Here is a 25371-nt window from a genome sequence, read left to right as displayed (position 1 = left end):
GCGATGATCCCGAACCTGCAGCCGGACGTGGCGCTGGCGGAGAGGCTGTTCGACGAGCTGCGCGCGGCGACGCATGACGGTGTCGGGATCACGCGCGAGGCCTATGGCCCGGGCGAGCGCAAGGCGCATGCGATCGTGAAGGCCGCCGCTGACGACGCGGGGCTGGAGACGCGGCACGACCCGCTGGGCAACCTGCTGATGACACTGCCGGGCGCTGACCGGGCCGCGAAGCGCGTGCTGCTGGGCAGCCACCTCGACAGCGTGAAGTCGGGCGGAAATTTCGACGGCGCGGCGGGCGTGCTGGCGGGGCTGGCGGCGGTCGCTGGGATGCAGCGCGCTGGCTTCGTGCCCGGGCGCGATGTGACGGTGGTGGCCCTGCGGGCCGAGGAGGCCGGCGCCTGGTTCCCGACGAGCTATCCCGGCAGCCGCGGCGCGCTCGGCCTGCTTCGCAAGGAAGAACTTGAGATCAGGCGTATGGATTCCGGCCTCACGCTGGCGGAGCACATGCGCGAGGAAGGCTTCGATCCGTCGTTCGCGGAGGCCGGCGGCACGACCTTCAGCGCCGCCGACACCGCTGCCTTCCTGGAACTGCATATCGAGCAAGGGCCGGTGCTGGACGCCGAGCAGATCCCCGTCGGCATCGTCACCGGCATCCCCGGCAGCCGGCGGCTGCGCAGCGCGCGGAGCTTAGGCGAATACAACCACTCCGGCGGCACGCCCCGGAAGTACCGGCGCGACGCCGCGATCGCGCTGGCGGAACTCGCGCATCGGCTGGACGAGCGCTGGGCCTTGCTGGAGGCCGAGGGCCACGTCCTGGTCTGCACCTTCTGCGTGCTGGCGACGACCGAGGAAGCCGGCTTCACCAAGATCGCGGGCGAGGCGCGCTTCCAGCTCGATGTCCGCAGCGTCAACCCGCGCAGCGTGGATGCGCTGATGGAGACGCTCTACGAGATCGTGCCGGAGATCGAGGCGCGCCGCGGCGTGCGCTTCGAGCTCGGCGCCGAGACCAGCAGCCGCGCTGCGCCGATGGATTCCGGCGTGCAGGCCGGGCTGAAGCGCGCGGCGGAGGCGCTCGGCATCAAGTACAAGGCCATGGCGAGTGGCGGCGGGCATGACGCCGCAGCCTTCGTGCAGGCCGGCATCCCCGCGGGGATGCTCTTCGTGCGCAACCAGAACGGCAGCCACAACCCCCACGAGGCGATGCGGATGGAGGATTTTTCGCAGGCCTGCGCCGTCGTGCAGCGATGGGCAGCGGAGATTTCCCAGTGAGCGCACGCCTGGCCGTCGACATCGGCGGTACCTTCACCGACCTCGCGATCGAACGGGACGGCGAGCGCTGGACCGCCAAGGTGCTGACCACGCCCGCCGCGCCGGAACTCGGCGTGCTGGACGGCGTGCGCGTGGTGCTCGGCCGGGCGGGGCTGCAGCCCACTGACATCGAATTGCTGATCCACGGCACGACGCTGGCCACCAACGCGGTGATCGAGCGGAAGGGCGCGCGCACCGCGCTGCTGACGACCGAGGGCTTCCGGGACGTCCTCGCGCTCGGCAACGAGAGCCGCTACGACCAGTACGACCTCAACATCGACCTGCCGCAGCCGCTGGTGCCGCGACGCTGGCGCGTGACCGTGCCGGAACGGCTGGACAACGAGGGCAAGGTCCTGCGTCCGCTGGACGAGGAGGCCGTGCGCAGGCAGCTGGCCTTCCTCCGCGAGGAGGGGATCGAGAGCCTCGCGATCGGTTTCCTCCACAGCTTCGTCAATCCCGCGCATGAGAAGCGCGCGGCGGCGATCGTGCGCCAGGTCTGGCCGGACCTGCCGGTCTCGCTTTCGTCGGACGTCTCGCCGGAGATGCGGGAGTGGGAGCGCTTCTCGACCACCGTCGCCAACGCCTATGTCCAGCCGAGGATGGCGTCCTACCTGCACCGGCTGGAGGACGGTCTGCGGGCGGCGGGGCTGGCCTGCCCGCTGTTCCTGATGCTGTCGGGCGGCGGGCTGACCACGCTGGAAACCGCGGCGCGCTTCCCGATCCGCCTGGTCGAGTCCGGCCCCGCGGGTGGCGCAATCTTCGCCGCACATGTTGCGCGGCAGAAAGGCTGGGACCGCGTCCTGTCCTTCGACATGGGCGGCACCACGGCCAAGGTCTGCCTGGTGGACAACTACGCCCCGCAGGCCGCGCGCAGCTTCGAGGTCGCGCGCGTCGGCCGTTTCAAGAAGGGCTCCGGCCTGCCGCTGCGCATCCCCGTCATCGAGATGGTGGAGATCGGCGCCGGTGGCGGCTCCATCGCGCATCTCGACAGCATGGGACGCATCCAGGTCGGCCCGGAGAGCGCCGGCGCCGATCCCGGCCCGGCCTGCTACGGCCGCGGCGGGACGCTGCCCGCGGTGACGGATGCGAACCTGCTGCTCGGCCGCTATGAGCCTGACCTGTTCGCGGGCGGCGCGCTGAAGCTGCATCCCGGCCCCGCGAAGGACGCGATGGCGGCGCAGATCGGGCAGCGCCTCGGCCTCTCGCCGGAGATGGCCGCGCTTGGCGTCGTCGAGATGGTGGACGAGAACATGGCGAATGCCGCGCGCGTGCACGCCATCGAATCCGGCAAGGGCTATGACGGCCGCGCCATCATCGCCTTCGGCGGCGGCGGGCCCGTGCATGGCTATCGCGTCGCAGAGAAGATCGGGGTGACCAGGCTGCTGGTGCCCTCGGGCGCCGGCGTCGGATCGGCCATCGGCTTCCTGCGTGCGCCGGTCGCGTACGAGGTCGTGAAGTCGCTCTACCAGCGATTCGCGACCTTCGACCTGGCCGCGGTCAACGCGCTGCTCGCCGCGATGTCGGCGGAGGCGTCGGAGGTCGTGGCCCATGGCGCCTTCGGCGCGCCGAGCACCGAGCACCGCCTGGCTTTCATGCGCTATGTCGGCCAGGGCCACGAGATCGCCGTCGCGCTGCCCGCGCGCGAATTGACCAAGGACGACGTCGCCGCGATCCGCGCGGCCTACGACGCGGAGTACACGCGCTTCTACGACCGCCCGGTGCCGGGCAGCGACGTGGAGATCCTGTCCTTCGCCGTCACCGTCGCGACAGTGGTGGAAGACGTTGAACCCGTCGCCCCCGTGGCCGACGCGCCGGCGCCGAAGCGCGTGCGCACCCAGGCCGTGCGCGACACCGCGACCGGGGATGTCGCGGACTGGGCCGTCTACGACCGCGAGAACATGGCGCCCGGCGCGGAAGTCGCCGGTCCCTGCATCGTGGCGGAGGCCGAGACGTCCACGCTGGTCGGCCCGGGCTGGCGCTGCCGCGTGGATGGCCTCGGCTACCTCGAACTCCGTGACAGCAGGAGGACGGCATGACCCAGCCCAGCATCGCGCGCATCTGGCGCGGCCGCACGCGGCGCGAGGTCGCCGACGAGTACGAGGCCTACAACTACGAGGTCGGCATCCGCCCGCTGGTCGAAAAGGCGATGGGCGTGCAGACCTTCCGCGAGGACCGCGGCGAGGAGGTCGAGTTCATGACCATCTCCTACTGGGAGAGCGTGGAGGCGATGGCCCGCTTCACCGGTGCCGATCCCCGCGCCATCCACCACCTGCCGCGCGACGTGGAATACCTGATCGAATTGCCGCAATCCGTGCAGGTGCTGAGCCTGCTGACCACGCATGGCGCGACGGGAGTGAAGGCGTGACGAACGAGGCCCTCGCGCAGATCCAGCGCCAGATCCAGTGGAACCGGCTGATCGCTGTGGTCGAGGAACAGGCGCAGATCATGATCCGCACCGCCTTCTCCACCACGGTGCGGGAAGCCGGCGACCTCTCGGCCGGAATCTTCGACCTGCAGGGCCGCATGCTGGCCCAGGCCGTCACGGGCACGCCGGGCCATGTCAACTCCATGATGGAATCCGTTGGCCACTTCCTCGCGAAGTTTCCTGCCGAGACGATGAAGCCGGGCGATCACTACATCACCAACGATCCCTGGCTCGGCACCGGACACCTGCACGACCTGACGGTCGTCACGCCGGCCTTCCGCAGGGGGAAGATCGTCGGCCTGTTTGCCAACACCGCGCATGTCATCGACGTCGGTGGCCTCGGCATGGGGCCGGAAGGGCGGTCCGTCTTCGAGGAAGGGCTCTACATCCCGATCGTGAAGTGCTTCGACCGCGGCCACGCGAACGAGACCTTCTTCGACTTCATCCGCGCAGGGTCTCGCACGCCGGTCGAGCTCGAGGGCGACGTCTATTCCCTCTGCGCCTGCAACGACGCCGGCGCGAAGCGGCTGGTCGAGATGATGGACGAGTTCGCGATGAACAGCCTCGACGAGCTCGCGACCTACATCTTCGACAGCTCCCTGAAGGCGACGCTGGAGGAGATCGCGAAGCTGCCGCGCGGCACCTATCGCGCCGAGATTCGCTCCGACGGCTACGAGGCACCGGTGACGCTGAAGGCCGCGATGACGGTCAAGGCCGAACAGGTCGTGGTGGACTATGCCGGCACGTCGGGGCTGTCGAACCGCGGCATCAACGTCCCCGCCGCCTATTGCCGCGCCTATTCCTGTTTCGGGATCAAGTGCGTCGTGGCGCCGGAGATCCCGAACAACTGGGCGTCCCTCGCGCCCTTCCGGATGGAGATCCCCGAGGGCTGCATCCTGAATGCGCCGCGGCCCTATCCCGTCAGCGTGCGGCACGTCGTCGGCCAGCTGCTGCCGGATCTCATGATGGGCTGCCTGCACCAGGCAGTGCCGGACCGCGTGAACGCCGAGGGATCGTCGGCGCTGTGGAACCCGCCGCTGCGCGGTGGCGCGCAAGTCAGCGGCGCCGAGGCCGAGCTGCCGGATTTCGAGATCATCACCTTCAATTCCGGCGGCACCGGCGCCCGCCCGACCAAGGACGGGTTGGACGGCACGGCCTTCCCGTCGGGCGTGCGCACCATGCCCGTGGAGGCGACGGAGAACGTCGCGCCGGTGATCTTCTGGCAGAACCAGCTGCGCGAGGATTCCGCCGGCGCCGGCCGCACCCGCGGCGGCTTCGGCAAGGTGATGGAGATCGGCGCCAAGGGCGACGCGGAATTCGCAGTCAACGCGACCTTCGACCGCGTCGCCAATGCGCCGAAGGGCCGCGAAGGCGGCGGAGAGGGCGCGACGGGCTGGGTCGGCCTTGATGACGGCACCCGGCTGCGCACCAAGGGCTACCAGGTCATTCCGAAGGGCCGTCGCCTGCTGCTGAAGCTGCCGGGCGGCGGCGGCATGGGCGACCCGAAGGCTCGCGACCGCGCGCTGGTCGCGCGCGACGTGGCCGACGGGCTGGTCAGCGAGGAGCAGGCGAAGGCGCTTTACGGGGCCTGACTACTCGCACCTCATCGCCTGACTGCGCCCGTCGCCGGTCTGGGTGCAGCGCCGCGTGCCCGCCGGCACCGGCGCGCGCAGCCAGACGCCCTGGCCGTAGATGCAGACCAGCAGCATGGGATCGCGGGTGTCGAGGTCCCAGCTGTTGGTGAAGCGCGGCGCGCGGCCGGTCGATCGGTCGGGTGCGGAGATCGCCGGCGCCGGCTTCGTCTCCTCGCCCGGCGCGCCATAGACTAGCCAGGCCTCGACCAGCGCCGATCGCATGCCGCGGCCTGCGCCGAGACCCAGCCGCTCGAAGGGCGGCGGCGCGCCTTCGTCGGGCAGGCGGTCGGGGCAGGCGATCGCGGCCATCGCCGGCAGCGGCAGCAGCAGCGCGATCAGCACGGCAAGCAGGCGCATCGGGTGAACCTCCGTTTCGCGGCCAGCCTGTCACGATGCGCCCTCCGGTGGAACGCGGTGACGAAGCGTGACGTGAAGACGTGCTCGCGTTGCCCGCCCGGCGTGCGGCGCCATCATGGGTGCATGCCCGTGATCGGCCGCCGCGCCGCGCTTCTGCTCGCCCTGCCGCTGCCCGCGCTAGCCGAGGCGCCGGATCTGCCGGCCATCCAGCGCGCCGCGGAGGCGACGGCCGATCTGCGTACGCTGATCGTCGCGCGGCAGGGCGAGATGCTGGTCCAGCGCGTCCTTCGCGGCCCGGGCCTGGACGCGCCGGCCAACGTCAAGTCGGCGTCGAAGACCATCGTGGCGACGCTCGCGGGCATCGGCCTGGCACGCGGCGTGCTGCAGGGGCTCTACCAGCCTGCCGCGCCGCTGCTCGCCGGGCGCATCCCGGCCGAGGCCGATCCGCGCGTGCGCGACATCACCATCGGGCACCTGCTCTCCATGCAGGCGGGGCTCGAGAGCACCTCCGGCCGCAACTACGGCGCTTGGGTCGCGAGCCGCGACTGGGTGCGCTTCGTCCTGTCGCGCCCGATGGTCGATGAGCCCGGCGGGCGCATGATCTATTCCACGGGCAGCTCGCATCTACTGGGCCTCGCCCTCGTCAGGGCGTCGCGGCGCAGCCTGCGCGACCTCGCGCAGGACTGGCTGTTCGGTCCGCTCGGCTTCGCGGTGCCGGATTGGATGCGCGACCCGCAGGGGCAGCATTTCGGCGGCAACGAGATGGCGCTCTCGCCGCGCGCGTTGCTTGCCTTTGGGGAGTGCTGCCGGCAGGGCGGCGTCGCCGGCGGGCAGGAGGTGATCCCGGCCGCCTTCCTGCGCGACGCCTGGGTTCCGCGCGGGCAGAGCAGCTTCAGCGGGCAGCTTTACGGCCTGGGCTGGTGGATCGGTCAGGCGGGCGGGCATGCCGTGTATTTCGCCTGGGGCTATGGCGGGCAGATGGTCTATGTGCTGCCAGGGCTCGGCGTGACCGTGGTGATGACGTCCAACCCCGACGTGCCGCGCGTGCTCGGGCAGGTCTTCACCAGGCATGCCCTGCTGGTGGACGGCATCCTGCCCGCACTGGGCGCCTAGTCGTCCGGGCCGCCCTTGGTGCTGTCATCGACCCCGGGCGGGTCGGGATAGAGGTCGGACGGCACCTTGGCCTTGGGGTTGCGCGTCACGCCGTGGCGCTGCGCCTTCTCCGCGGTGTTCGCGCTGGCGGCATCGGCGCTGTTCATGCGTTCCGACGCGCCGGCGGGCAGGGGGCGTTTCTCGCTCATCGCGCGATGAACGCGGCCGAGGCCTGGTGGCTCCCTTCCGTCGGGCGCGCGCCCTTGCCATGATCGGCGCGAACGCCTGAAACGGGACGGAACGCCATGGCCCTGCGCTGCGACCTCATCATCCGCGACGCCACGATCTTCGACGGCACCGGCGGGCCGCGCCGTGTCGGCGATGTCGGCGTGACGGGGGAGCGGATCGTGGGCGTCGGCGACCTCGGCGGTGCGAGTGCGGACCGCGAGGTCATCGCCACCGGCAAGGCGATCGCGCCCGGCTTCATCGATGCGCATACCCATGACGATCGCGCCGTGCTGATCGGGCCGGAGGGCACGCTCTGCAAGACGAGCCAGGGTGTCACCACGGTGGTCTGCGGCTGCTGCGGCGTGGCGCTGGCGCCCGCGCGCTTCAGGAAGGCGCCGCCCCCGCCGCTCGACCTGGTCGGAGCCGAGGGCTGGTGGCGCTTCGGCGATTTCGGCGACTACGCCCACGAGATCAACTCGAAGGGCTCCGAGGTCAACGTCTACGCCCTCGTCGGCAACCAGACGCTGCGCGTGGAAGCGATGGACGGCGACGTCTACCGCGCGGCGAAGGACTCCGAGATCGCGCACATGCATGCCCGCGTGAAGCAGTCGATGGCGGAAGGCGCCTCCGGCTTCTCGACCGGCCTCTACTATCCCCCCAACATGCATGCGACGACGGACGAGGTCGTGGCGATCACCGAGGCGCTGAAGCCCTTCGACGGCCTCTACTCCACGCATATGCGAGACGAGGCCAACCACGTCCTCGCCTCGATCGAGGAGACCATGGAGATCGGCAAGCGCGCCGGCGTGCAGGTGCAGATCAGCCACCACAAATGCTCGCTGCCCGAGAATTACGGACGCTCGGTCCAGACGCTACCGCTGCTCGAGGCCTATGCGCGCACGCAACAGCTCGCCTACGACGTCTACCCGTACCCCGCGGGCTCCACCGTACTGATGCCGGACCGGCTGCGGGACGACGTGCCGGTGATCATCACCTGGTCCATCCCGCACCCCGAGATGGCCGGCCGCTACCTCAGCGAGATCGCCCGCGGCTGGAACACCGATATCCGCCTGGCCGCCGAACGCCTGCTGCCGGCCGGCCAGATCAGCTTCCAGATGGACGAGGATGACGTGCAGCGCATCATGGCGCATCCCATGTCCATGATCGGGTCCGACGGCATCCCACATGACGCGCATCCGCATCCGCGCCTGTGGGGGACCTTCCCGCGCGTGCTGGGGCACTACGCGCGGGGCCTCGGCCTCTTCAGTATGGAGACGGCGATCCACAAGATGACCGGCCGCTGCGCCGAGGCCTATGGCATCGTCGATCGCGGCGTGCTGCGGGAAGGCGCCTATGCCGACCTCGTGCTGTTCGACCCCGCGACGGTGATCGACGCCGCCACCTTCGAGAACCCGAAGCAGCCCTCGATTGGCATCGACGAGGTCTGGGCGAATGGCGTGCCGACCTTCCGGGCGGGCAAGGGGGCCACGGGCGAGAAGCCCGGGCGGCTGGTGACGCGCCACAAGGCGTGACGCGGCACCGGCGCGCCGGGTTCAGCGCATCGGCCAGGAATACATCAGACCGCCGCGGGTCCAGAGGTCGTTGGCCCCGCGCGGCAGGCCGATCGGCGTGTTCGGGCCGATCGTGCGCTCATAGAGCTCGCCGTAGTTCCCGACGGCGCGGATCGCGTCGTACATCCAGCTCGGCTGAAGCTTTATGGCGTTCGCGAGATCGGGCACCGTCCCGAGCAGGCGGCGTATGGCGGGATCGGGGCTGGTCGCGCGCAGCTGCTCGGCGTTCTGGCTGGTGACGCCAAGCTCCTCCGCCTCGATCAGGCCGAACAGCACCCAGCGCACCACGTCGAACCACTCCTGGTCTTCGCGGCGCACCACCGGGCCATAGGGCTCCTTGGAGAAGCGCTGCTCCAGGATGACGTAGTCGTTCGGCCGCGCGAACTGGCTGCGCAGCGCGGCGAGCTGCGTTGCGTCGGTGCCGATGGCGTCGCAGCGGCCCGCGGTCAGCGCCTGCGCGTTGTCCTGCATGCGTTCCTGCAGCACGGGCGTGAAGCGCAGCCCGGCGGCGCGGAAGGCGTCGGTGGTCACCAGCTCGTTCGTCGTGCCGGGCGACAGGCAGATCGTCATGCCGTCCATGCCGCGGAGGTCGCGGACATTGGCGTCGCGGCGGACCATGAAGCCGTGGCCGTCATAGAGGTTCACGCCAACCATGCGCAGACCGAGATTGGTGTCGCGCGTCATCGTCAGCGTGGTCTGGCGGATCAGCACGTCGATCTCGCCGGATTGCAGCGCGGTGAAGCGCTGCACCGCCGTCAGTGGCACGAAGCGCACCTTGTTCGGGTCGCCGAGCACGGCGGCCGCGACGGCGCGGCAGAGATCGGCGTCCATGCCGCGCCAGACGCCCTGGCTGTCCGGCAGCGAGAAGCCGGCGATGCCGACATTCACGCCGCAGGCGAGCACGCCGCGCTGCTTCACCCCATCCAGCGTGGCGCCCGCATGGGCGGCGCCGGTCCAGCACATGGCGGCGAGGGCGGCCGCCCGGATCATGTTGCGGATCGTCATGCTCTTTCCTTCCTTCTCCTGGCGTCTCGCTCCGGCCGGCAAGGCAGCGCCGAAGGGTTCACAGCGGAGCCAGCCTATCCGTCGGATCTCCCGCGGTCACGACCCCGGCCTTGCCGGCATGACCGTTCGTCCCGGATTGCGGTTCTTGCCGGCTGCGCCTAAGGCCGGTCTGCCGCCCGACCAGCGCCGGAACACCGCCATGGACCGCCACACCCCCGCCGAAGCCGACCCACATGCCGAGATCCGCGCGGAGGTCCGCAAGCTCTGCGCGAAGTTCCCGGGCGAATACTGGCGCGAGCTCGACTCGCGCCGCGGCTATCCCACGGAATTCGTGGCCGCGCTGACCGAGGCCGGCTGGCTCGCCGCGCTGATCCCCGAGGAATACGGCGGCGCCGGACTGCCCCTGTCCGGCGCAGCGGCGATCCTGGAGGAAATCCAGGCATCGGGCTGCAACGGCGCGGCCTGTCACGCCCAGATGTACATCATGGGCACGATCCTGCGGCATGGCAGCGCGGCGCAGAAGGCGAAGTACCTGCCCGCCATCGCGGCCGGCGATCTCCGCCTGCAGGCCTTCGGCGTGACGGAGCCGACGAGCGGGACGGACACGACGGCGTTGCGCACCACGGCGCGGCGCGAGGGCGACCGGTATGTCGTCAATGGCCAGAAGATCTGGACCAGCCGCGCCGAGCATTCCGACCTGATGCTGCTGCTCGCGCGCACCACGCCGCGGGACAAGGTCGCGAAGAAGACCGAGGGCCTGTCCACCTTCATCGTGGACATGCGCGAGGCGCTGGGGAAGGGCCTGACCATCCGTCCGATCCGGACGATGATGAACCACAATTCCTGCGAGGTCTTTTTCGACAACATGGAAGTGCCGGCCGGGAACCTGGTCGGCGTCGAGGGCCGGGGCTTCCGTTACATCCTGGATGGAATGAACGCCGAGCGGCTGCTGATCGCCGCCGAGTGCATCGGCGACGCCAAGTGGTTCATCGGCAAGGCCCGCGACTACGCGAAGGAGCGCGTGCTGTTCGGCAAGCCGATCGGCGCGAATCAGGGCGTGCAGTTCCCGATCGCGCGCGCCTACGCCCAGATGCGCGCCGCGGAGGCCATCGTGCAGAAGGGCCTGGCGAAGTTCGAGCGCGGCGAGAACTGCGGCGAGGAAGCCAACATGGGCAAGATGCTGGCGGCCGAGGCGTCCTGGGCGGCGGGCGAGGCCTGCATCCAGACCCATGGCGGCTTCGGCTTCGCCGAGGAGTACGACATCGAGCGGAAGTTCAGGGAGACGCGGCTGTACCAGGTCGCGCCGATCAGCACGAACCTGATCCTGGGCTATATCGGCGAGCACGTGCTCGGGATGCCGCGGAGCTACTGAGCCTTCCCGGCGCCGTAGCGCGCGTCGAGCACCCCTGGTCCGGCTTCAGAGATCGGCGGGCCGGGCACACGCGGGTGGGTGCGGCAAAGTATGTGTGCGTGCCTGCGAGGGAAGTTCGCCGCCGTCTTCAGAGCAGAGATAACTGAAAGCACGTTAAGCGTTCTGCCGCACTCGGCGGTGATGCGGTCTGCGGATGCTCGACCCATACGCGCCGCCTCGTAGCCACCCGTTAACCTGTTTCCAATTGAAGTCGCTGGCGCTTCGTCAACGTGACATGTGCTTCATGCATGGCGGCAATCTGCTGCACTGCAAAAATCTGGCTTGCAGGATCGGCCCCGGACCCCTAATTTGTGCAGCGCAGCAAGGGCTGAGGCCCTGGCTGTCTTTCTTGGACGTTTCCTCCCTAAACTCGGCGGCGCCGCAAGGCGCCGCCCTTTCTTTTTCAGGGACCTCCCTGGCCAGTCTCAGCCGCGCAGGAACGTCCAATCCGTCCCGCCGAGCACCGTCACGACATGGCCGAGGTCGCGCTTCAGCGCCGCCATGCCCGGCGCTCGCTGCACCCGCGCCTCGTCCATGTAGAGGCGCCGCGCGACCTCGATCTGCAGCGTGTGCACCCCGTCGCGCGGGGCGCCGTAATGGCGCGTGACATAGCCCCCGGCGTAGGGATCGTTGCGCCGGACGCGATAGCCCAGCGCGGACAGCGTGTCCTCGAACAGCCGGGTCGCACGCGGCGCGCAGGACGTGCCATGCGCGTCCCCCAGCACGAAATCCGCCGGCGGTGAGCCATAGGCCGGGTGGCTCGGCATGGAATGGCAGTCGACCAGCAGGCAGCAGCCGAAGGCCGCGCGGGTCTCGGCGATCAGCCCGCCGAGCGCGGCATGGTAGGGCTGCCAAAAATCGCGGATGCGCGCCTCGGCCTCGGCGAAGGCCAGCTTGTGGCGATAGACCGGCTCCCCGGTCGCGACCACGCGGGCGATGGTGCCGAGCCCGGCGCCGACGCGGGGGCTGGCGCTGTTGACCCAGGACGGCAGCGGCCCGTCGAACATGGCGGGGTCAAGCTCCCAGGGCTCGCGGTTCGCGTCGCAGAAGACGCGCGGGAAGGTCGCGGTGAGCAGCGGGATCCCGGCGGCCGGCGCGGCGGCGAAGAGCTCGTCCACGAAGCTGTCCTCGCTACGGCGCAGCGCCACGGGGTCGAGCCTGGCCTCGGCGAGGAAATCGGCGGAGTAATGCGCGCCGGAATGGGGCGAGGCGAAGATCAGCGGCAGGGTCTGGCGCGCCGGCCGCATCACCCGGAAGGGCGGCGGATGCTCGGCGCCCGGGGGGGAGGGGGGCAGCAGGTCCATCTGGCTCCGATCAAGCCACAGCCCCGCCATGCTTGTCATCCGTGCGGAAGCGCCCATGCGCCAACCCATGGACCCGTCGGGCGGAAACCTCCCCTTGCCAGCCGGTGGCCGAGGGCGCTAGGACGGCGCGACCGCTGGACGGGCGCGTAGCTCAGCGGGAGAGCACCACCTTGACACGGTGGGGGTCACAGGTTCAATCCCTGTCGCGCCCATTCCCTTCAACCACTTAGCTTCCGTCATACCGGTCACGACGCGGCTTTGCCGCCGTTCGGAAAAGGATAACCGTTGCGTCCTACATTGGGACGTGTCGCGGGGCGCCTGCCGGCGAAGGCTTCCGATCACGGAAGCGGCCGCTTGCCGGGACGAACCCGGCCCGCGAGGATTTCAGCCCCCGCCGGTCCAGGCCGGCGGGGGCTTTCCGTTTCAGGCGGTCCCGCCGATGGCGAACGACGTAGCAGGCTTGCCAGGTCAGCCGGCGCGGCGCCTGACCGGGGCTTCCACCAGCGCCGGCGTGTCGGGCGCCCCCATGGCCCGCGCCGCCGCCGCAGCATCCCTGCCGCTCTCGTCGCGCACCGTGGGATCGGCACCCTGGGACAGCAGCAGCTTCACGATCTCCGCCCGGTTGAACATGGCGGCGACGAAGAGCGCAGTGCGCCCGCCCTCGCCGCGCGCATCGACTGCCGCGCCGTGCCTTAGCAGCAGCCGCACCACCGCCGCATCGCCCTTGAAGGCGGCGGCGGCGAGCGGCGTCTGCCCGCGATCGTTCGGCAGATCCGGGTCGGCCCAGGCTTCCAGAAGGACGCGCACCGTCTCCGCCTGGCCGTGATAGGCGGCCAGCATCAGAAGGCTGTCGCCCTTCTCGTTGCGGAGGTTGCGCGGCAGGCCCTGGGCGAGCAGGCCGCGCAGTTCCTCCGCCTGACCGCCCCGGGCAATGCCGAAGACGCGCCTGACGAAGGCGAGTGTCGCCTCGTCCAGCGTCGCGGGATCGGGGCGCGGCCCCTCCTCCATCGTGCTATTCCGCGGCCTGCTGGCCGGGGCGGCTGTTCGCGGGCTCCTCCGGCCGGCCGCTGGTGTAGGTCGGGCCGGGCCGCTTCTGGTTCGGAGCGGGCTTGCTCTCCAGCGGCGGCAGCGCCTTCGCCTTCTCGAGGTCGACGCCGGCGGCCTGCGCGACGCGCGTGCCGTAGTCGGGGTCGCAATGCCAGAAGTGCCAGATCATGCGCAGCGCAATCGGCTCCGGGCATTCCTTCATGTCGGCGGCGAGGTTGGCGATGAGGTCGTCGCGCTCCCAAGCCTCGAAGCTGCGGTAGCGCTGGCCGGCCTGGGCGTAGTCCGCTTCAGTGCGGGTCGCCTGGTAGCGGCCGAGATGGCCCTGGACCCATTGGTGGTAATCGCTGCCCGGGCGCGGCGCCTCGGCCAGGCCGGCGACGGAGCTCGGCTCGTAGTTCACGTGCTTGTTGCCGCCGGTGTTGTCCACCTGGAAGGCCATGAAGCCGCCCTGCTGATTGGTGTTGGCGGGGACCTTCGGGGCGTTGATCGGCAGTTGCAGGTAGTTCGGCCCCACGCGGTAGCGCTGCGTGTCGGAGTAGGAGAGCGTCCGCCCCTGCAGCATCTTGTCGTCGGAGAAGTCGATGCCGTCCACCAGCACGCCGGTGCCGAAGGCCGACTGCTCGGTCTCGGCGTGGACGTTGTCGGGGTTGCGGTCGAGCACCATGCGGCCGACTGGCAGCAGGGGGAATTTGTCCTCCGGCCAGCGCTTGGTGTCGTCCAGCGGGTCGAAATCCAGCTCGTCGTGCGGATCATCCGACATCAGCTGGACGCAGAATTCCCACTCCGGATTTTCGCCGTTCTCGATTGCCTCGTAGAGGTCCTTCGTGGCGTGGCCGACCTCCTTGGCCTGGATCTCCGCGGCCTGCGCGGCGGTGAGGTTCTTCACGCCCTGCTTCGGCACCCAGGAGAACTTGGCGAGATGCGCGACGCCCTCCTTGTTCACCAGCTTGTAGGTGTTGACCGAGGAGCCCTCCATGTGGCGGTAGCTCGCCGGGATGCCCCAGGGGCTCTTCACCCAGGTCACCATGTGCAGGGCTTCCGGGTGGTGCTGAACGAAGTCGTAGAAGCGCCAGGGTTCCTGGCGGTTGGTGACGGGATCCGGCTTGAAGGCGTGGATCATGTCCGGGAACTTGATGGCGTCGCGGATGAAGAAGATCCGCAGGTTGTTCCCGACCAGGTCCCAGTTGCCGTCCTCGGTGTAGAACTTCACGGCGAAGCCGCGGGGATCGCGCGCGGTCTCCGGGCTGTCCTTGCTGCCGATGACGGTGGAGAAGCGGACAAAGAGCGGCGTGCGCTTGCCGGCTTCCGTCAGGACCTTGGCCCGGGTGTAGCGGGACGCGGGCTCGTCGCCGATCTTCCCATAGGCCTCGAAATAGCCATGCGCGCCGGTGCCACGGGCATGCACCACGCGCTCCGGGATGCGTTCCCGGTCGAAATGGGTGATCTTCTCGATGAACTGGTAGTTCTCGAGCGTCGCCGGGCCGCGCTCGCCGACGCTGCGGAGGCTCTGGTTGTCGGTGACGGGATGGCCCTGCCGGGTCGTCAGGACGGGTCGCTGGGTCTGGCCGCTCATGAGCGTCTCCCCCTTTCCGAATAGCGTTGCGGGCGAGGAACGCGCGGGTTCTTCGCCACCTGACCTCGCCAACGCGAGAGCGGGGCGCGGTGTTCCTTCCGGCGGCGCGACGCCGGGCGGCTTGCGTGCGCCTCCACGGCTGGGCAGCGCGCAGCCGGCGTTGCTGGTCGAAGGGGCGCGCATCGCCTCGTCGCGGCTCTGGCCGCGAAGCGCGGTTCAGGCGGCGGGCGTGCCGGCGCGCTCCGCGCGGGCCGCGCTTTCGATCTCGCGCTGGAGGAAGAAGTTCAGCAGCGTGCGAAGGGCCGCGATGGCGGCGAGCTTGCCGATGTCGTCCCAGCTCGGCGCGACGGCGGTGCGCAGGATGTCGGCGGCCAGCGTGAATTCCAGCGCGACGGCGAGCCAGCGCGCCAGGCGCAGGCGAAGCCCCTCGATCCCGGCCTCCACCGTGCCGGTGCGGCCCGTCCAGACCAGGACGCAGCGTCCAATGGAGGCGAGGGCCGCGACGGCGATGACGACCACCGCGGCGACCTCGACGCCGACGGCGACCCACTCCGTCGCTTCCTTGATGAGGTCCTGCATGACCCCGATTGGTTCAGAAGCCGCCGCCGGCGTCCAGCCAGGCCTGCTCCTCCGGCGTGCTGGCGCGGCCGAGCACGGCGTTGCGGTGCGGAAAGCGGGCGAAGCGCTGGATCACCGCGCGATGCCGCCAGGCATAGTCGATGGTGCTGCCAGGCGCGCGCATTGCCGCGACGTCGCGCAGCCCCTCGAACAGCGCGACAGAGAGGTCCTGGTCGGCCAGCGCCTCGCCATGCTCGAAGGGGAGGTAGAGAAAGATCCGCTCCATCGGCGCGAGCACCATGTCGAAGCGGTCGCGCAGCACGGCGTTGCGCGCGATCCGCCGGGCATGCGCGTCGGAGGCGAAGGCCTCGGCGCCGCCCCGGAAGAGGTTGCGCGGGAACTGGTCGAGCAGCAGCAGCAGCGCAAGCGCGCCCTTCGGCGTGGTGGCCCAGCCGTCCAGCGCGCCGTCTCGCGCGGGGACGACCAGCGCGCCGAAGCCGTCGCGGCAGGACGCGTCGAAGGTCTCGTCCTTCGCGAACCAGGCCTCGCGCCAGACGTCGGGGCCGTCGGCGAACCAGAAGGCGAGCAGGCGGTCGGCGTCGGTCATGCGAGTGCGCGGTCCAGCAGGCGGATGGAATGGAGGGCCGCGCGGCCCGCGAGGTCGGCGATCTGGTGGCGGCAGGAGGTGCCGTCGGCGACAATGATCGCGTCGCTGGCGGCCTTGCGGACATGCGGCAGCAGCGAGAGCTCGGCCATCGCCTTGCTCACCTCCAGCTTCTTCGCGTCGTAGCCGAAGGCGCCGGCCATGCCGCAGCAGGACGACGTGATCGGCGTGACCTTCAGCCCCGGGATGCGCGTCAGCGCGGCGACTGCGGCCGGGAAGGCGCCGAAGGCCTTCTGGTGGCAATGGCCGTGGATGTGGGCCTCGGCGTCCAGCGGCTTCAGGTTTAGCGCGGGCTTGGCCTGCGCCAGCCATTCCGAGACGAGCAGCGCACGATCCGAGAGCCGTTCCGCCGCCTCGCCCGGCACCAGTGCCCGAAACTCGTCGCGCAGCGTCATCAGGCAGGACGGTTCGAGGCCGAGCACGGGGCTCGACCAGCGCGACAGCGCCTCGATCGTGCGGCGGGCTTCGGCGCGGGCCTGCTCGATCATGCCGGCGGCGAGATACGTGCGTCCGTCGTCCAGCGGCCGCGTGCCGCGCGGCGGGCGCGCCACCGCGGGATCGGCGCCGGCGGCGCGCAGCACGCGGATCGCTGCGCGGAGGTTCTCCGGCTCGAAATGGCGGTTGAAGAGGTCGGGCAGCAGGATGACCTCGTTGTCGCGGCCGTCGGGCTCGCGGCATTCCGCGTCGCGGAAGGCGTCGCGGCGGAAGCGGGGCAGGGGGCGGTCGGCAAACCCGACTGCGCCCTTCGCGCCGGGGATCATGGCGGGCCAGTTCACGAAGGGCGCGACCATCGCGGCCCAGGGCGCCCAGCGCGGCATCTCCGCGACGATCCGATCCTTCCACGCAATGCCGCGTGCGGCGTTGCGGGCGTTCGCGGCCTCGACCTTCATCCTGGCCATGTCCACGCCGGTCGGGCATTCCCGCTTGCAGCCCTTGCAGGCCACGCAAAGCGAGAGCGCGTCGGCGACCTCGTCCGACGCCAGTCCGCCCGGGATCTGGCCGGTCAGCGCCAGGCGCAGCGTGTTGGCGCGCCCGCGCGTGACGTGCTGCTCGTCGCGCGTCGCGCGGTAGGACGGGCACATCGTGCCCGCGTCGAACTTCCGGCAGGTCCCGTTGTTGTTGCACATCTCGACCGCGCCGAGCAGGCCGCCCTGCGGGCCAGGCCAGGCGCTCCAGTCGAGCTCGGGCGTGATCGCGGTGTCGGCTGCGTAGTCCGGCCCGTACCGGAACAGCCGGCGGTCATCCATCCGAGGGGGATGCACGACGCGGTTCGGGTTCAGCAGCCCATGCGGCAGCGCGTCCGATGCGGGGTCGAAGGCGTCCTTCACCTGTTCGAAGGCACGGGCGATGCGGGCGCCGAACATCGGCTCGTTGAACTCGGAGCGGACAATGCCGTCGCCATGCTCGCCGGAATGGCTGCCCTTGTATTCGCGCACCAGGGCGAAGCATTCCTCTGCGATTGCCCTCATTTTCCTGACGTCCTCGCCGTCCTTCATGTTGAGGACGGGCCGGACATGCAGGCAGCCCACGGAAGCATGCGCGTACCAGGTGCCGACCGTGCCGTGCTTGGCGAAGACGCCGTTCAGGCGTTCCGTGTAGTCCGCGAGGTCGTCGAGGCCGACGGCGCAATCCTCGATGAAAGACACGGGCTTCCCGTCGCCCTTCATGGACATCATGATGTTGAGCCCGGCCTCGCGCACCTCCGCGACCTGGGCCTGGAAGCCGGCATCGGTGACGCGCACGACCTGGCCGGGAAGGCCGAGATCGCCCATCATCTCCTCGAGCCGATCCAGCGCGGCCAGCAGCGGCGCGTCCTCCTGCCCGTGGAATTCGACGATCAGCAGGCTGTCGGGCTCGCCGATCAGAATGCGGTCGATGGTACCGCGGTAGATCGGGATCGAGCGGCCGAGGTCGATCATCGTCCGGTCCACCAGCTCCACCGCCTCGGGATCCAACGTGACCAGTTGCCTCGACGCCTCCATCGCGCGGCGGAAGGACGGGAACTGGCAGATCCCCAGCACCTTGCGCGGCTTGATCGGCCAGAGCTTGAGGTCGAGTGCCGCGGAGAAGGCGAGCGTCCCCTCGCTGCCGACGAGCAGCCGTGCCAGCGAGGCGCGAGAGCCTTCCATCCGCGCGCCTGACGGCGCGACGGCGCGCGCATCGGGCGTCAGCGCATCGAGGTTGTAGCCGCCGACGCGGCGAAGCTGGTGCGGGAAGCGTTCCGCGATCTCCGCGGCCTCGCGCGCGCCGATCTCGCGCAGCCGGCTGACGAGGTCGGCGACGCGGCCCGGCACGTCGGGGCCGAGATTGTCCGGCAACTCGCCGAAGCCGAAGCGCGTGCCGTCTGCCAGGATCGCGTCGATGGCGCGGACATTGTCCGCCATCAGCCCGTAGCGGATGGATTTCGACCCGCAGGAATTGTTGGCCGCCATGCCGCCGATGGTGCAGCGCATCCAGGTCGAAGGATCGACCGGGAAGAATTGCTTCGTTGGTTTCAGTGCCTCGTTGAGGGCACCCAGCGTGATTCCCGGCTCGACGCGCGCGGTGTCTCCCTCGACGGAGATCACGTTGCGCAGGTACTTCGTGCAGTCCACCACCAGCGCGCGGTTGACGGTCTGGCCGCATTGCGACGTCCCGCCGCCGCGCGGCAGGACGGGCACCCCTTCCTCGCGGCAGATCGCCATCGCCGCGGCGACGTCCTCCGCGGTGCGCGGGACCAGCACGCCGATGGGCTCCATCTGATAGATGCTCGCGTCGGTCGCGTAGCGCCCGCGGTCGCCGGCGCCGAACAGCACCTCGCCCCGCGTCTCGCGCGAAAGCCGCGCCGCCAGCCTGCTGTCACCGATCTTCGCGCGGCCGTCGCCGGCGCCCGAGCCCCGCTCGGTGATTGCGTTCATGCCCGGAGCTCCATGGCGGCGGGGATTAGCGCGAGGCGGAGGCGAGGTCCAACCCCGCCCGTCGGATCGGCGTACTTATCCCGTGGGATCGTCCGACCGGAGGATGCGGCACGGCCTTGCAAGCGGCGAGGTTCCAACCGGGATCGCGCATCACGGGAGAGAGATGATGGAACAGCTTGCCGCCAGCGACGGGCGTCACCTGCGGCCCGCGGACATCGAGGCGATGCTGCACGAGGGCGTGCCGCTCGCCAGGGGCTGGGGCCTCCAGGTCGTGGAAGCCGTGCCCGGCGCCGCCGTACTGCGGCTCCCACCGCGGGAGGACTTCCTGCGCCCCGGCGGCCAGGTCTGCGGCGCGTTGATGATGGGGATCGCCGACCTCGCGATGTGGGCGGCGCTGCTGCGTTTGTCGGGCGGGCGGGAAGGCGGGTTCACGACCTCGCTCACGATGAACTTCGTCCACCCGCCGGGCAGCGGCGCGCTGCTGGCCGAGGCCGGCTTCCGCAAGACGGATGGCCTGATCATGTTCGGCGAAGTCGCGATCCGCGCGGAGGACAGCAACCGCCAGGTTGCCCATGCCGTCGCATCCTGGGCGCGCGTGCCGCGCGGCATGGGGCGGCGGGCGGCCCCGGCCGCGCCCGACTGGACCGACCGCATGCTGGCGGCGCGCAGCGTCTGGGACTGACCCCACGTCCGGCGCGCCGGACCAATGACGCTCATCAATCAGACAAGCCCTACTCATTGGCAGGAGACATTGGCGGCGGCTAGACAGGCGCAACCCACCGAGGACACGCCCATGGCCTATTTCCAGTCCAAGCCGACCGCCGGCCGCCATTTCCTGCAGATCCCCGGCCCCACCAACGTGCCGGACCGCGTGCTGCGCGCCATGGATAACCCGACCATGGACCATCGCGGCCCGGACTTCGGCAAGCTGGGCGCAGGCGTGCTGGAGAAGGTCAAGGCGATCTTCAAGACCAGGTCGAATGTGGTTATCTACCCGGCCTCCGGCACCGGGGCGTGGGAGGCCGCGCTGGTCAACACGCTCTCGCCCGGCGACCGCGTGCTGATGTGCGAGACCGGCTGGTTCGCCCATCTCTGGCACGAGATGGCCACGCGCCTCGGCATCGTGCCGGAGTACGTGAAGACGGACTGGCGCCGCGGCGCCGACGTGGCCGCGATCGAGGCGAAGCTGCGCGAGGACAAGGCCCACGACATCAAGGCCGTCTGCGTCGTCCACAACGAGACCTCAACGGGCTGCACCTCCCGCATCGACGAGGTACGGAAGGCGATGGACGCGGCGGGCCACCCCGCGCTGCTGCTGGTGGACACCATTTCCTCGCTCGGCTCGATCGACTACCGGCACGACGAATGGGGCGTGGACGTCACTGTCGCCGGCTCGCAGAAGGGGCTGATGCTGCCGCCCGGGCTGTCCTTCAACGCGGTCTCCGCCAAGGCGCTGAAGGCGAGCGAGACGGCGAAGCTGCCGCGCAGCTTCTGGGACTGGAAGCCGATGATCGCGTCAAACGCGACGGGGTACTTCCCCTACACGCCGGCGACCAACATGCTCTACGCGCTGGACACGGCCGTTGACATGCTGCTGGCCGAGGGTCTGGACAACGTCTTCCACCGGCATGACCGCCACGCCGAGGCGACGCGCCGCGCCGTCCGCCATTGGGGGTTCGAGATCCAGTGCGCGGAGCCGCGGCACTACTCCTCGGCTCTCACCGCGGTGCGCCTGCCGGAGGGCCACAGCGCCAACGCGCTGCGCGCGACCATCCTGGACAGGTTCAACATGTCGCTGGGCAACGGCCTCGGGCAGCTGAACGACCGGGTGTTCCGGATCGGCCACCTCGGGGATTTCGGCGACCTGCAGCTCGTCGGCACGCTCGGCGGGGTCGAGATGGGGCTGAAGGCGGCCGGCATCCCCTGCCAGCCCGGCGGCGTCGTGGCCGCGATGGACTACCTCAACGGGAACGCCTGACGCAGCCGTCACCGGGGGCGGGGGTTACGGCTAGCCGGACCGCCCCCACAATTCCTGAAGTGACCAAGGTCTTCATCAACCGCATCGCGACCGCCGTGCCCCGGAACCAGGTGCACGGCGCCTTCCGAGCCTTCGCCTTCAACCAGGCCGATGGCGAGAAGGGGCGCGCTGCCTTCGCCCGCATGGCGGCCCGGGCCGACATCGCGACGCGCTTCTCCGTGCTGGAGGCGTCGGAGCCCGAGGGCTCCGGCACCGCCTGCGGCTTCTACCGCGCCGGCAGCGCCTTCCCCACGACCCGGGCCCGCATGGCGCGCTACGAGGCCGAGGCGCCGGTCCTGGCCGACGCGGCCTTCGCCAGCCTTGGGCTGGAAACCGAGGCCGCGGGGATCACCCACCTGGTGCTGGCGACCTGCACGGGCTTCGTCGCGCCTGGCCTCGATCGGCACCTCGTGGAGCGGCATGGGCTGCCGAACAACGTCGAGCGCAGCATGGTGGGCTTCATGGGCTGCCAGGCCGCGATCAACGCGCTGAAGCTCGCCTGGCATATCGTGCGCAGCGAACCCCGGTCGCGGGTGCTGGTCTGCTGCCTCGAGCTCTGCACGCTGCATCTGCAGGACACGACGGCGCTCGAACAACTGCTGTGCTTCCTTCTGTTTGCCGATGGCTGCGCCGCGGCGATCGTCAGCGCCGAGCCTGTCGGGCTGCAGGTCGAGGGCTTTCGGAGCATCGTCATGCCCGCGGCTGGCGACATGATCACCTGGCGCATCGGCGACGATGGCTTCGACATGACGCTGTCCGGCATGGTGCCCTTCACGCTCGCGCATCTGATGCCGGACTGGCAGGCCGAGATGCTGGCGGGGCGCGAGGTGTCGGAGGTGGACCTCTGGGCCGTGCATCCCGGCGGGCGGACCATCCTGGACTCGGTGGAGCACGGCCTGGCGCTGCCTCAGGGCGCGCTGGCGGAGAGCCGCGCGGTGCTTCGGGACTACGGCAACATGTCCTCGGCGACCGTGATGTTCGTGCTGGAGGCGATGATGCGCCGGGCGACGCCCGGGCAGCGCGGCTGCGCGCTGGCCTTCGGGCCGGGGCTCTCGGCGGAATCCATGCGCTTCGTGGCGGCCTGACGGCCATGCCGCGGATCATGGCCGAGGAGATCATGGATGATCCCGGCCAGTCCGAGGCGGACTTCTCCGCCGCGCTGGATGGGCTCGAGACCCTCAACCGGATCACCTTCGCGCATGTCCCGCTGACACGGTTCCTGGACCGGCTGGTGGCGGAACAGGGGCTGAGCAGCCTGTCGCTGCTGGATGTCGGCGCCGGCGGCGGCGATGCGCTGCGCGCCGTGGCACGCTGGGGGGCGAAGCGCGGCGTCGCGGTGGACCTCTGGGGGCTGGACCGCAGCCCCTGGGCGGAGCGCCACGCCCGCACGCGCGGCACCCCGGGCGGGTGGATCACCTGCGATCTCTTCGACCTGCCGCCCGATCGCCGCTTCGACGTGGTGTGCTGCGGCCTCTTCGCGCATCACCTGCCCGACGACCTGCTGGTCCGCTTCCTGCGGTGGCTTCCCCGGCACACGATCCGGCGCTGGCTGATCCTCGACCTGCATCGCCATTGGATCCCCTGGGCCGCGGTCTGGGCGGGCACGCGGCTGATGCGCATGCATCCCATGGTCATCCATGACGGGCCGGTCTCCATCAACCGCGGCTTCACCCGCGCGGATTGGACGCGGCTGGTCGCCGAGGCGGGGGTCGAGGCCGAGACAGGCTGGGTCCTGCCCTTCCGCTGGGCGGTGTCGGGGCCGGGCGCGTGATCGTCATCGGCGGCGGCCCGGCCGGCGCGGCCGCGGCGATCACGCTGGCCCGCGCCGGTGCCAGGCCGCTGCTGCTGGAACGCGACGCGGTGCCGACGGAGAAGGTCTGCGGCGAGTTCCTCGCCGAGGACGCGATCCAGCGCCTGGCGGCTCTCGGCCTGGATGTGGCGGCGCTCGGCGAGGTGCCGATCCGGCGCGCGGTCTTCGCGGCCGGCCGCCGCCAGGTCGAACTCGCGCTGCCCTTCGCGGCCTGCGGCCTGCCGCGGGCGATACTGGACGCCGCCCTGCTGGACCTGGCCCGTGCCGAGGGCGTGGAGACGCGGTCGGGAACCCCGGTCCTGGCCGCCGAGCCCTCCGGCGAGGGGTGGCGCCTGCGGCTGCGCGACGCGTCACTGACCGCACGCTCCGTACTGCTGGCGACCGGCAAGCACGATCTGCGCGGGCTGCGGCGGTCGGCGCGCGGCGGTTCGATCGGGGTGAAGCTTGTCCTGCACGGCACGCCGCCGGAGGCCGCGATCCTGCTGCTGGCCTGCCGGGGCGGCTATGCCGGGCTGCAGCCGAGGCCGGGCGGCGCCAATCTCTGCGCGGCGCTCGATCGCGATGCGCCTGGCGTGGCCGCGGCGGCCCGGTCCGCTGCGGGCTTCATGGCGCATGTCGCAGCGGGCTCGGAGCTGGCGGCGCGGGTGCTGGGCGCGCTGCAACCAGCCTGGGACCGGCCGATGGTGGTGGCGGGCGTGCCCTATGGACATGTCGAGCGTGCCGGCGCCGTGTTCAGGGCGGGAGACCAGGTCGCGGTGATCCCCTCCTTCTGCGGCGACGGGGTGGCCATGGCGTTGGCCTCGGGGCAGGCGGCCGCCGCTGCCCTGTTGCGCGGCGATGCGCCGGCGGCGCAGCAGGCGGCCTGGGCCCGGCGGATCCGCAGCGGGATGGGCCTGGCACGGTTGGTCGCGGGGCTGACGGCACGAGCGCCGGGCCTGCTGCTGGCCGGCATCGCGGCCGCGCCGGGAGCGGCGACCTGGGCGGCGCGGCGGACCCGGCTGGGCTGAGGGCGGCCCACCCCGTCTTGACCCTGGGGCGGCGCGCCCCCATACGCGTCCCGCCTCGGTCCGTCCCGTTCGTCTAGAGGCCTAGGACACCAGCCTTTCACGTTGGCAGCACGGGTTCGAATCCCGTACGGGACGCCAAAGCCACGACATTGAATTCACTCCCGTTTTCAAAGGACGGCTGAGGCAAACTCGCCGGCCGGGTCCAGGGTCCACGAAGGGTCCAGTCCACGTCAAGCCGAGTTCTCGCCGCGTAACTTCTTCCGCCGAACGCGCGCCCGTTCCGCGATGCCGAGCCGGGCTGCAGCGCGGCCGGTCACCCCGGCCACTCGGCCGCCGTTGGCTCCCAGAGATGCCTGACGGAGGGCAGTTTCGATCTTGGCGGAGAGTGCGGCAACGACGGGTGACGCTGCCCGCTGTTGGTCGAACCCCTCGAGGTAAATGCGTATCGAGCGCGCGTCCGAGTGCCCGGTCAGAGCCATGATCGCGATCTCCGCGAACCCTTCTTCCCCGAGCGCTGCGACGGCCGTCGACCGCAGGCCGTGAAGCGTGTAGCGGGGCAGCCCGAGGTTTGTGAGGAGCGTTCGCAAGGTCTCCTGAGCATTTTCCAATTTCCAAAGCTTGCCCCTTGGAGTGCGAAGCAGCGCTTCGCCTTCGGGCGCGAGCAACTCAGCGAGTTGTGGGGCGACGGGCACGCGCATCGCCTTCTTGGTTTTCCCCTGCGTAAAGATCAGGACGCCTGCTGCCTTGTTGTAAGTCACTGGATCACGGGTGAAGCGAAGCACATCTTGGCCGCGCTGTGCCGTGAGCAGATAGATAAGCAGAAGGTTGCGGAATTCGGGGGTCGCGCCCCGCAGGACGCGCACAATCACGTCGAGCGGCCAAGGTCGATTTTGACGTTCAGCCTTCTCGGTTTCGATCCTAAACTTTGGCGTTCTGCCCCATGGATTGGAGAGTGGCGCTAACTTTCTTCTACGTGGCTCGCTCTCGCACGACTTGATGAAGCGGTCGGTGACGAGCCGCATGACCTTGCGGGTAATGTTCCACTGGTTCTGCTGGCCAGCATTCGCCCATTTCTTCTTGTGATCCTGTACCCATTGCCAAGTAATACCTTTCATCATCACGTGACCGAATTCACGACGGAAGCGCTCAATGTGACCCTCGTACTGGCGTTTAGAACTTGGTGCTCGGACGAAGTGCTCAGGGGACCGCAATTCCATATCGAGAGCTTCATCGACTGTCCCCGGATTGACAACGCGGCTGACCCCCGGAAGCGTCCGTTGAAGGTGGTAGAGACGATCTGCTGCGTCCCAGGCCCGGCGGAACTCTTCACTTTCCGGATCTACGTCCGCTGGAAGAGGAACGCGGAACTCGCCGCCCGGCACCGTTCGGCGATAAGCGGGCCTGACTTTTCCGTCGCCGCTCCTCTTCCAGTGTACGAAGCGGGTCGTGTCGTTCGAGCGCAA

Annotated in this window: 22 protein-coding genes and 2 tRNA genes; 14 read left to right on the top strand and 10 right to left on the bottom strand. The window is 70.1% G+C overall.

Annotation, left to right across the window (positions count from 1 at the left end; translation table 11 throughout):
- Positions 1–3: 3 nt before the first annotated feature.
- The 4 genes from ACLF3M_RS12855 to ACLF3M_RS12840 are packed head-to-tail and all read left to right on the top strand — an operon-like array spanning position 4 to position 5325.
- Positions 4–1269 carry a hydantoinase/carbamoylase family amidase gene (locus tag ACLF3M_RS12855; protein WP_430657329.1) on the top strand — a complete coding sequence of 422 codons (1266 nt, stop codon included), beginning with the start codon at positions 4–6 and terminating at the stop codon, positions 1267–1269.
- The gene (locus tag ACLF3M_RS12850) at positions 1266–3344 is read left to right on the top strand and encodes a hydantoinase/oxoprolinase family protein (protein WP_430657328.1); all 2079 of its coding nucleotides are present in this window, start codon (positions 1266–1268) and stop codon (positions 3342–3344) included. Before ACLF3M_RS12855 ends, ACLF3M_RS12850 begins: the two co-directional genes overlap by 4 nt.
- Complete coding sequence (locus tag ACLF3M_RS12845) at positions 3341–3673, top strand: hypothetical protein (protein WP_430657327.1); 333 nt, start codon at positions 3341–3343, stop codon at positions 3671–3673. The genes ACLF3M_RS12850 and ACLF3M_RS12845 overlap by 4 nt, the downstream gene beginning before the upstream one ends.
- On the top strand, positions 3670–5325 hold the full coding sequence (locus tag ACLF3M_RS12840) for a hydantoinase B/oxoprolinase family protein (RefSeq protein WP_430657326.1): 1656 nt from the start codon (positions 3670–3672) through the stop codon (positions 5323–5325). The genes ACLF3M_RS12845 and ACLF3M_RS12840 overlap by 4 nt, the downstream gene beginning before the upstream one ends.
- On the opposite strand, the gene ACLF3M_RS12835 is transcribed toward ACLF3M_RS12840, so the two are convergent.
- The gene (locus ACLF3M_RS12835) at positions 5326–5724 is read right to left on the bottom strand and encodes an STY0301 family protein (protein ID WP_430657325.1); all 399 of its coding nucleotides are present in this window, start codon (positions 5722–5724) and stop codon (positions 5326–5328) included.
- A 123-nt stretch (positions 5725–5847) separates the two neighbouring features.
- On the opposite strand from ACLF3M_RS12835, the gene ACLF3M_RS12830 reads away from it, so the two are divergent.
- Positions 5848–6837 (top strand): serine hydrolase domain-containing protein, encoded by a 990-nt coding sequence (locus ACLF3M_RS12830; RefSeq protein WP_430657324.1) that lies wholly within the window; start codon positions 5848–5850, stop codon positions 6835–6837.
- Here the strand turns inward: ACLF3M_RS12830 and ACLF3M_RS12825 are convergent.
- Positions 6834–7025 (bottom strand): hypothetical protein, encoded by a 192-nt coding sequence (locus ACLF3M_RS12825; RefSeq protein ID WP_430657323.1) that lies wholly within the window; start codon positions 7023–7025, stop codon positions 6834–6836. The genes ACLF3M_RS12830 and ACLF3M_RS12825 overlap by 4 nt on opposite strands.
- Positions 7026–7121: 96 nt before the next feature.
- On the opposite strand from ACLF3M_RS12825, the gene ACLF3M_RS12820 reads away from it, so the two are divergent.
- Positions 7122–8576, top strand: coding sequence for an N-acyl-D-amino-acid deacylase family protein (locus tag ACLF3M_RS12820; RefSeq protein ID WP_430657322.1), 1455 nt, complete (start codon positions 7122–7124; stop codon positions 8574–8576).
- A 21-nt stretch (positions 8577–8597) separates the two neighbouring features.
- On the opposite strand, the gene ACLF3M_RS12815 is transcribed toward ACLF3M_RS12820, so the two are convergent.
- Positions 8598–9620 (bottom strand): amino acid ABC transporter substrate-binding protein, encoded by a 1023-nt coding sequence (locus ACLF3M_RS12815; protein WP_430657321.1) that lies wholly within the window; start codon positions 9618–9620, stop codon positions 8598–8600.
- Positions 9621–9819: 199 nt separating this feature from the next.
- Here ACLF3M_RS12815 and ACLF3M_RS12810 point away from each other — a divergent pair, with 199 nt between their 5' ends.
- A complete protein-coding gene (locus ACLF3M_RS12810; protein ID WP_430657320.1) occupies positions 9820–10992 on the top strand; it encodes an acyl-CoA dehydrogenase family protein in 1173 nt (390 codons plus the stop codon).
- A gap of 464 nt (positions 10993–11456) precedes the next feature.
- On the opposite strand, the gene ACLF3M_RS12805 is transcribed toward ACLF3M_RS12810, so the two are convergent.
- A complete protein-coding gene (locus ACLF3M_RS12805; protein ID WP_430657319.1) occupies positions 11457–12335 on the bottom strand; it encodes an N-formylglutamate amidohydrolase in 879 nt (292 codons plus the stop codon).
- Positions 12336–12475: 140 nt separating this feature from the next.
- Here ACLF3M_RS12805 and ACLF3M_RS12800 point away from each other — a divergent pair.
- Positions 12476–12547: transfer RNA gene (locus ACLF3M_RS12800), tRNA-Val, on the top strand.
- A gap of 256 nt (positions 12548–12803) precedes the next feature.
- On the opposite strand, the gene ACLF3M_RS12795 is transcribed toward ACLF3M_RS12800, so the two are convergent.
- The 5 genes from ACLF3M_RS12795 to ACLF3M_RS12775 all read right to left on the bottom strand — a co-directional run bounded on the left by ACLF3M_RS12795 (position 12804) and on the right by ACLF3M_RS12775 (position 19074).
- Positions 12804–13343 (bottom strand): ankyrin repeat domain-containing protein, encoded by a 540-nt coding sequence (locus ACLF3M_RS12795; protein ID WP_430657318.1) that lies wholly within the window; start codon positions 13341–13343, stop codon positions 12804–12806.
- Between the two features lie 4 nt (positions 13344–13347).
- Entirely contained in the window at positions 13348–14955 is a 1608-nt protein-coding gene (locus tag ACLF3M_RS12790) for a catalase (RefSeq protein ID WP_430657317.1), read from the bottom strand.
- A gap of 216 nt (positions 14956–15171) precedes the next feature.
- On the bottom strand, positions 15172–15534 hold the full coding sequence (locus ACLF3M_RS12785) for a DUF1622 domain-containing protein (RefSeq protein WP_430657316.1): 363 nt from the start codon (positions 15532–15534) through the stop codon (positions 15172–15174).
- A gap of 13 nt (positions 15535–15547) precedes the next feature.
- Positions 15548–16120: a DUF924 family protein gene (locus ACLF3M_RS12780; protein ID WP_430657315.1), complete on the bottom strand. Its 573-nt coding sequence runs from the start codon at positions 16118–16120 to the stop codon at positions 15548–15550.
- Positions 16117–19074 (bottom strand): FAD-binding and (Fe-S)-binding domain-containing protein, encoded by a 2958-nt coding sequence (locus ACLF3M_RS12775; protein ID WP_430657314.1) that lies wholly within the window; start codon positions 19072–19074, stop codon positions 16117–16119. Before ACLF3M_RS12775 ends, ACLF3M_RS12780 begins: the two co-directional genes overlap by 4 nt.
- 166 nt (positions 19075–19240) lie before the next feature.
- Between ACLF3M_RS12775 and ACLF3M_RS12770 the strand changes: the two genes are divergently transcribed.
- The 6 genes from ACLF3M_RS12770 to ACLF3M_RS12745 all read left to right on the top strand — a co-directional run bounded on the left by ACLF3M_RS12770 (position 19241) and on the right by ACLF3M_RS12745 (position 24046).
- A complete protein-coding gene (locus ACLF3M_RS12770) occupies positions 19241–19756 on the top strand; it encodes a PaaI family thioesterase (protein WP_430657313.1) in 516 nt (171 codons plus the stop codon).
- Positions 19757–19867: 111 nt separating this feature from the next.
- Positions 19868–21052, top strand: a complete 1185-nt coding sequence (locus ACLF3M_RS12765; protein ID WP_430657312.1) for a pyridoxal-phosphate-dependent aminotransferase family protein — start codon at positions 19868–19870, stop codon at positions 21050–21052.
- 59 nt (positions 21053–21111) lie between these two features.
- On the top strand, positions 21112–22176 hold the full coding sequence (locus ACLF3M_RS12760) for a type III polyketide synthase (RefSeq protein ID WP_430657311.1): 1065 nt from the start codon (positions 21112–21114) through the stop codon (positions 22174–22176).
- Positions 22177–22193: 17 nt separating this feature from the next.
- Complete coding sequence (locus ACLF3M_RS12755; protein ID WP_430657310.1) at positions 22194–22862, top strand: methyltransferase domain-containing protein; 669 nt, start codon at positions 22194–22196, stop codon at positions 22860–22862.
- Positions 22859–23908, top strand: a complete 1050-nt coding sequence (locus ACLF3M_RS12750; RefSeq protein WP_430657309.1) for an NAD(P)/FAD-dependent oxidoreductase — start codon at positions 22859–22861, stop codon at positions 23906–23908. The genes ACLF3M_RS12755 and ACLF3M_RS12750 overlap by 4 nt, the downstream gene beginning before the upstream one ends.
- Positions 23909–23970: 62 nt before the next feature.
- Positions 23971–24046 (top strand) — tRNA-Glu (locus ACLF3M_RS12745).
- Between the two features lie 92 nt (positions 24047–24138).
- Here ACLF3M_RS12745 and ACLF3M_RS12740 read toward each other — a convergent pair.
- Positions 24139–25371 (bottom strand): tyrosine-type recombinase/integrase, encoded by a 1233-nt coding sequence (locus ACLF3M_RS12740; protein WP_430657308.1) that lies wholly within the window; start codon positions 25369–25371, stop codon positions 24139–24141.

Origin of the sequence: Falsiroseomonas sp. HW251, assembly GCF_050563545.1 — a bacterium.
Taxonomy (GTDB): Bacteria; Pseudomonadota; Alphaproteobacteria; order Acetobacterales; family Acetobacteraceae; genus Falsiroseomonas.
The sequence above is the reverse complement of the archived record's forward strand: the minus strand, read 5'-3'. Positions and strand labels throughout refer to the sequence as shown.

Excerpts from the sequence above, each read along its gene's own strand:
- ACLF3M_RS12855 (WP_430657329.1), top strand. The coding sequence starts at position 4 with ATGATCCCGAACCTGCAGCCGGACGTGGCGCTGGCGGAGAGGCTGTTC.
- ACLF3M_RS12845 (WP_430657327.1), top strand. The coding sequence starts at position 3,341 with ATGACCCAGCCCAGCATCGCGCGCATCTGGCGCGGCCGCACGCGGCGC.
- ACLF3M_RS12835 (WP_430657325.1), bottom strand. The coding sequence starts at position 5,724 with ATGCGCCTGCTTGCCGTGCTGATCGCGCTGCTGCTGCCGCTGCCGGCG.
- ACLF3M_RS12830 (WP_430657324.1), top strand. The coding sequence starts at position 5,848 with ATGCCCGTGATCGGCCGCCGCGCCGCGCTTCTGCTCGCCCTGCCGCTG.
- ACLF3M_RS12825 (WP_430657323.1), bottom strand. The coding sequence starts at position 7,025 with ATGAGCGAGAAACGCCCCCTGCCCGCCGGCGCGTCGGAACGCATGAAC.
- ACLF3M_RS12820 (WP_430657322.1), top strand. The coding sequence starts at position 7,122 with ATGGCCCTGCGCTGCGACCTCATCATCCGCGACGCCACGATCTTCGAC.
- ACLF3M_RS12815 (WP_430657321.1), bottom strand. The coding sequence starts at position 9,620 with ATGACGATCCGCAACATGATCCGGGCGGCCGCCCTCGCCGCCATGTGC.
- ACLF3M_RS12810 (WP_430657320.1), top strand. The coding sequence starts at position 9,820 with ATGGACCGCCACACCCCCGCCGAAGCCGACCCACATGCCGAGATCCGC.
- ACLF3M_RS12805 (WP_430657319.1), bottom strand. The coding sequence starts at position 12,335 with ATGGACCTGCTGCCCCCCTCCCCCCCGGGCGCCGAGCATCCGCCGCCC.
- ACLF3M_RS12795 (WP_430657318.1), bottom strand. The coding sequence starts at position 13,343 with ATGGAGGAGGGGCCGCGCCCCGATCCCGCGACGCTGGACGAGGCGACA.
- ACLF3M_RS12790 (WP_430657317.1), bottom strand. The coding sequence starts at position 14,955 with ATGAGCGGCCAGACCCAGCGACCCGTCCTGACGACCCGGCAGGGCCAT.
- ACLF3M_RS12785 (WP_430657316.1), bottom strand. The coding sequence starts at position 15,534 with ATGCAGGACCTCATCAAGGAAGCGACGGAGTGGGTCGCCGTCGGCGTC.
- ACLF3M_RS12780 (WP_430657315.1), bottom strand. The coding sequence starts at position 16,120 with ATGACCGACGCCGACCGCCTGCTCGCCTTCTGGTTCGCCGACGGCCCC.
- ACLF3M_RS12775 (WP_430657314.1), bottom strand. The coding sequence starts at position 19,074 with ATGAACGCAATCACCGAGCGGGGCTCGGGCGCCGGCGACGGCCGCGCG.
- ACLF3M_RS12770 (WP_430657313.1), top strand. The coding sequence starts at position 19,241 with ATGGAACAGCTTGCCGCCAGCGACGGGCGTCACCTGCGGCCCGCGGAC.
- ACLF3M_RS12765 (WP_430657312.1), top strand. The coding sequence starts at position 19,868 with ATGGCCTATTTCCAGTCCAAGCCGACCGCCGGCCGCCATTTCCTGCAG.
- ACLF3M_RS12755 (WP_430657310.1), top strand. The coding sequence starts at position 22,194 with ATGGCCGAGGAGATCATGGATGATCCCGGCCAGTCCGAGGCGGACTTC.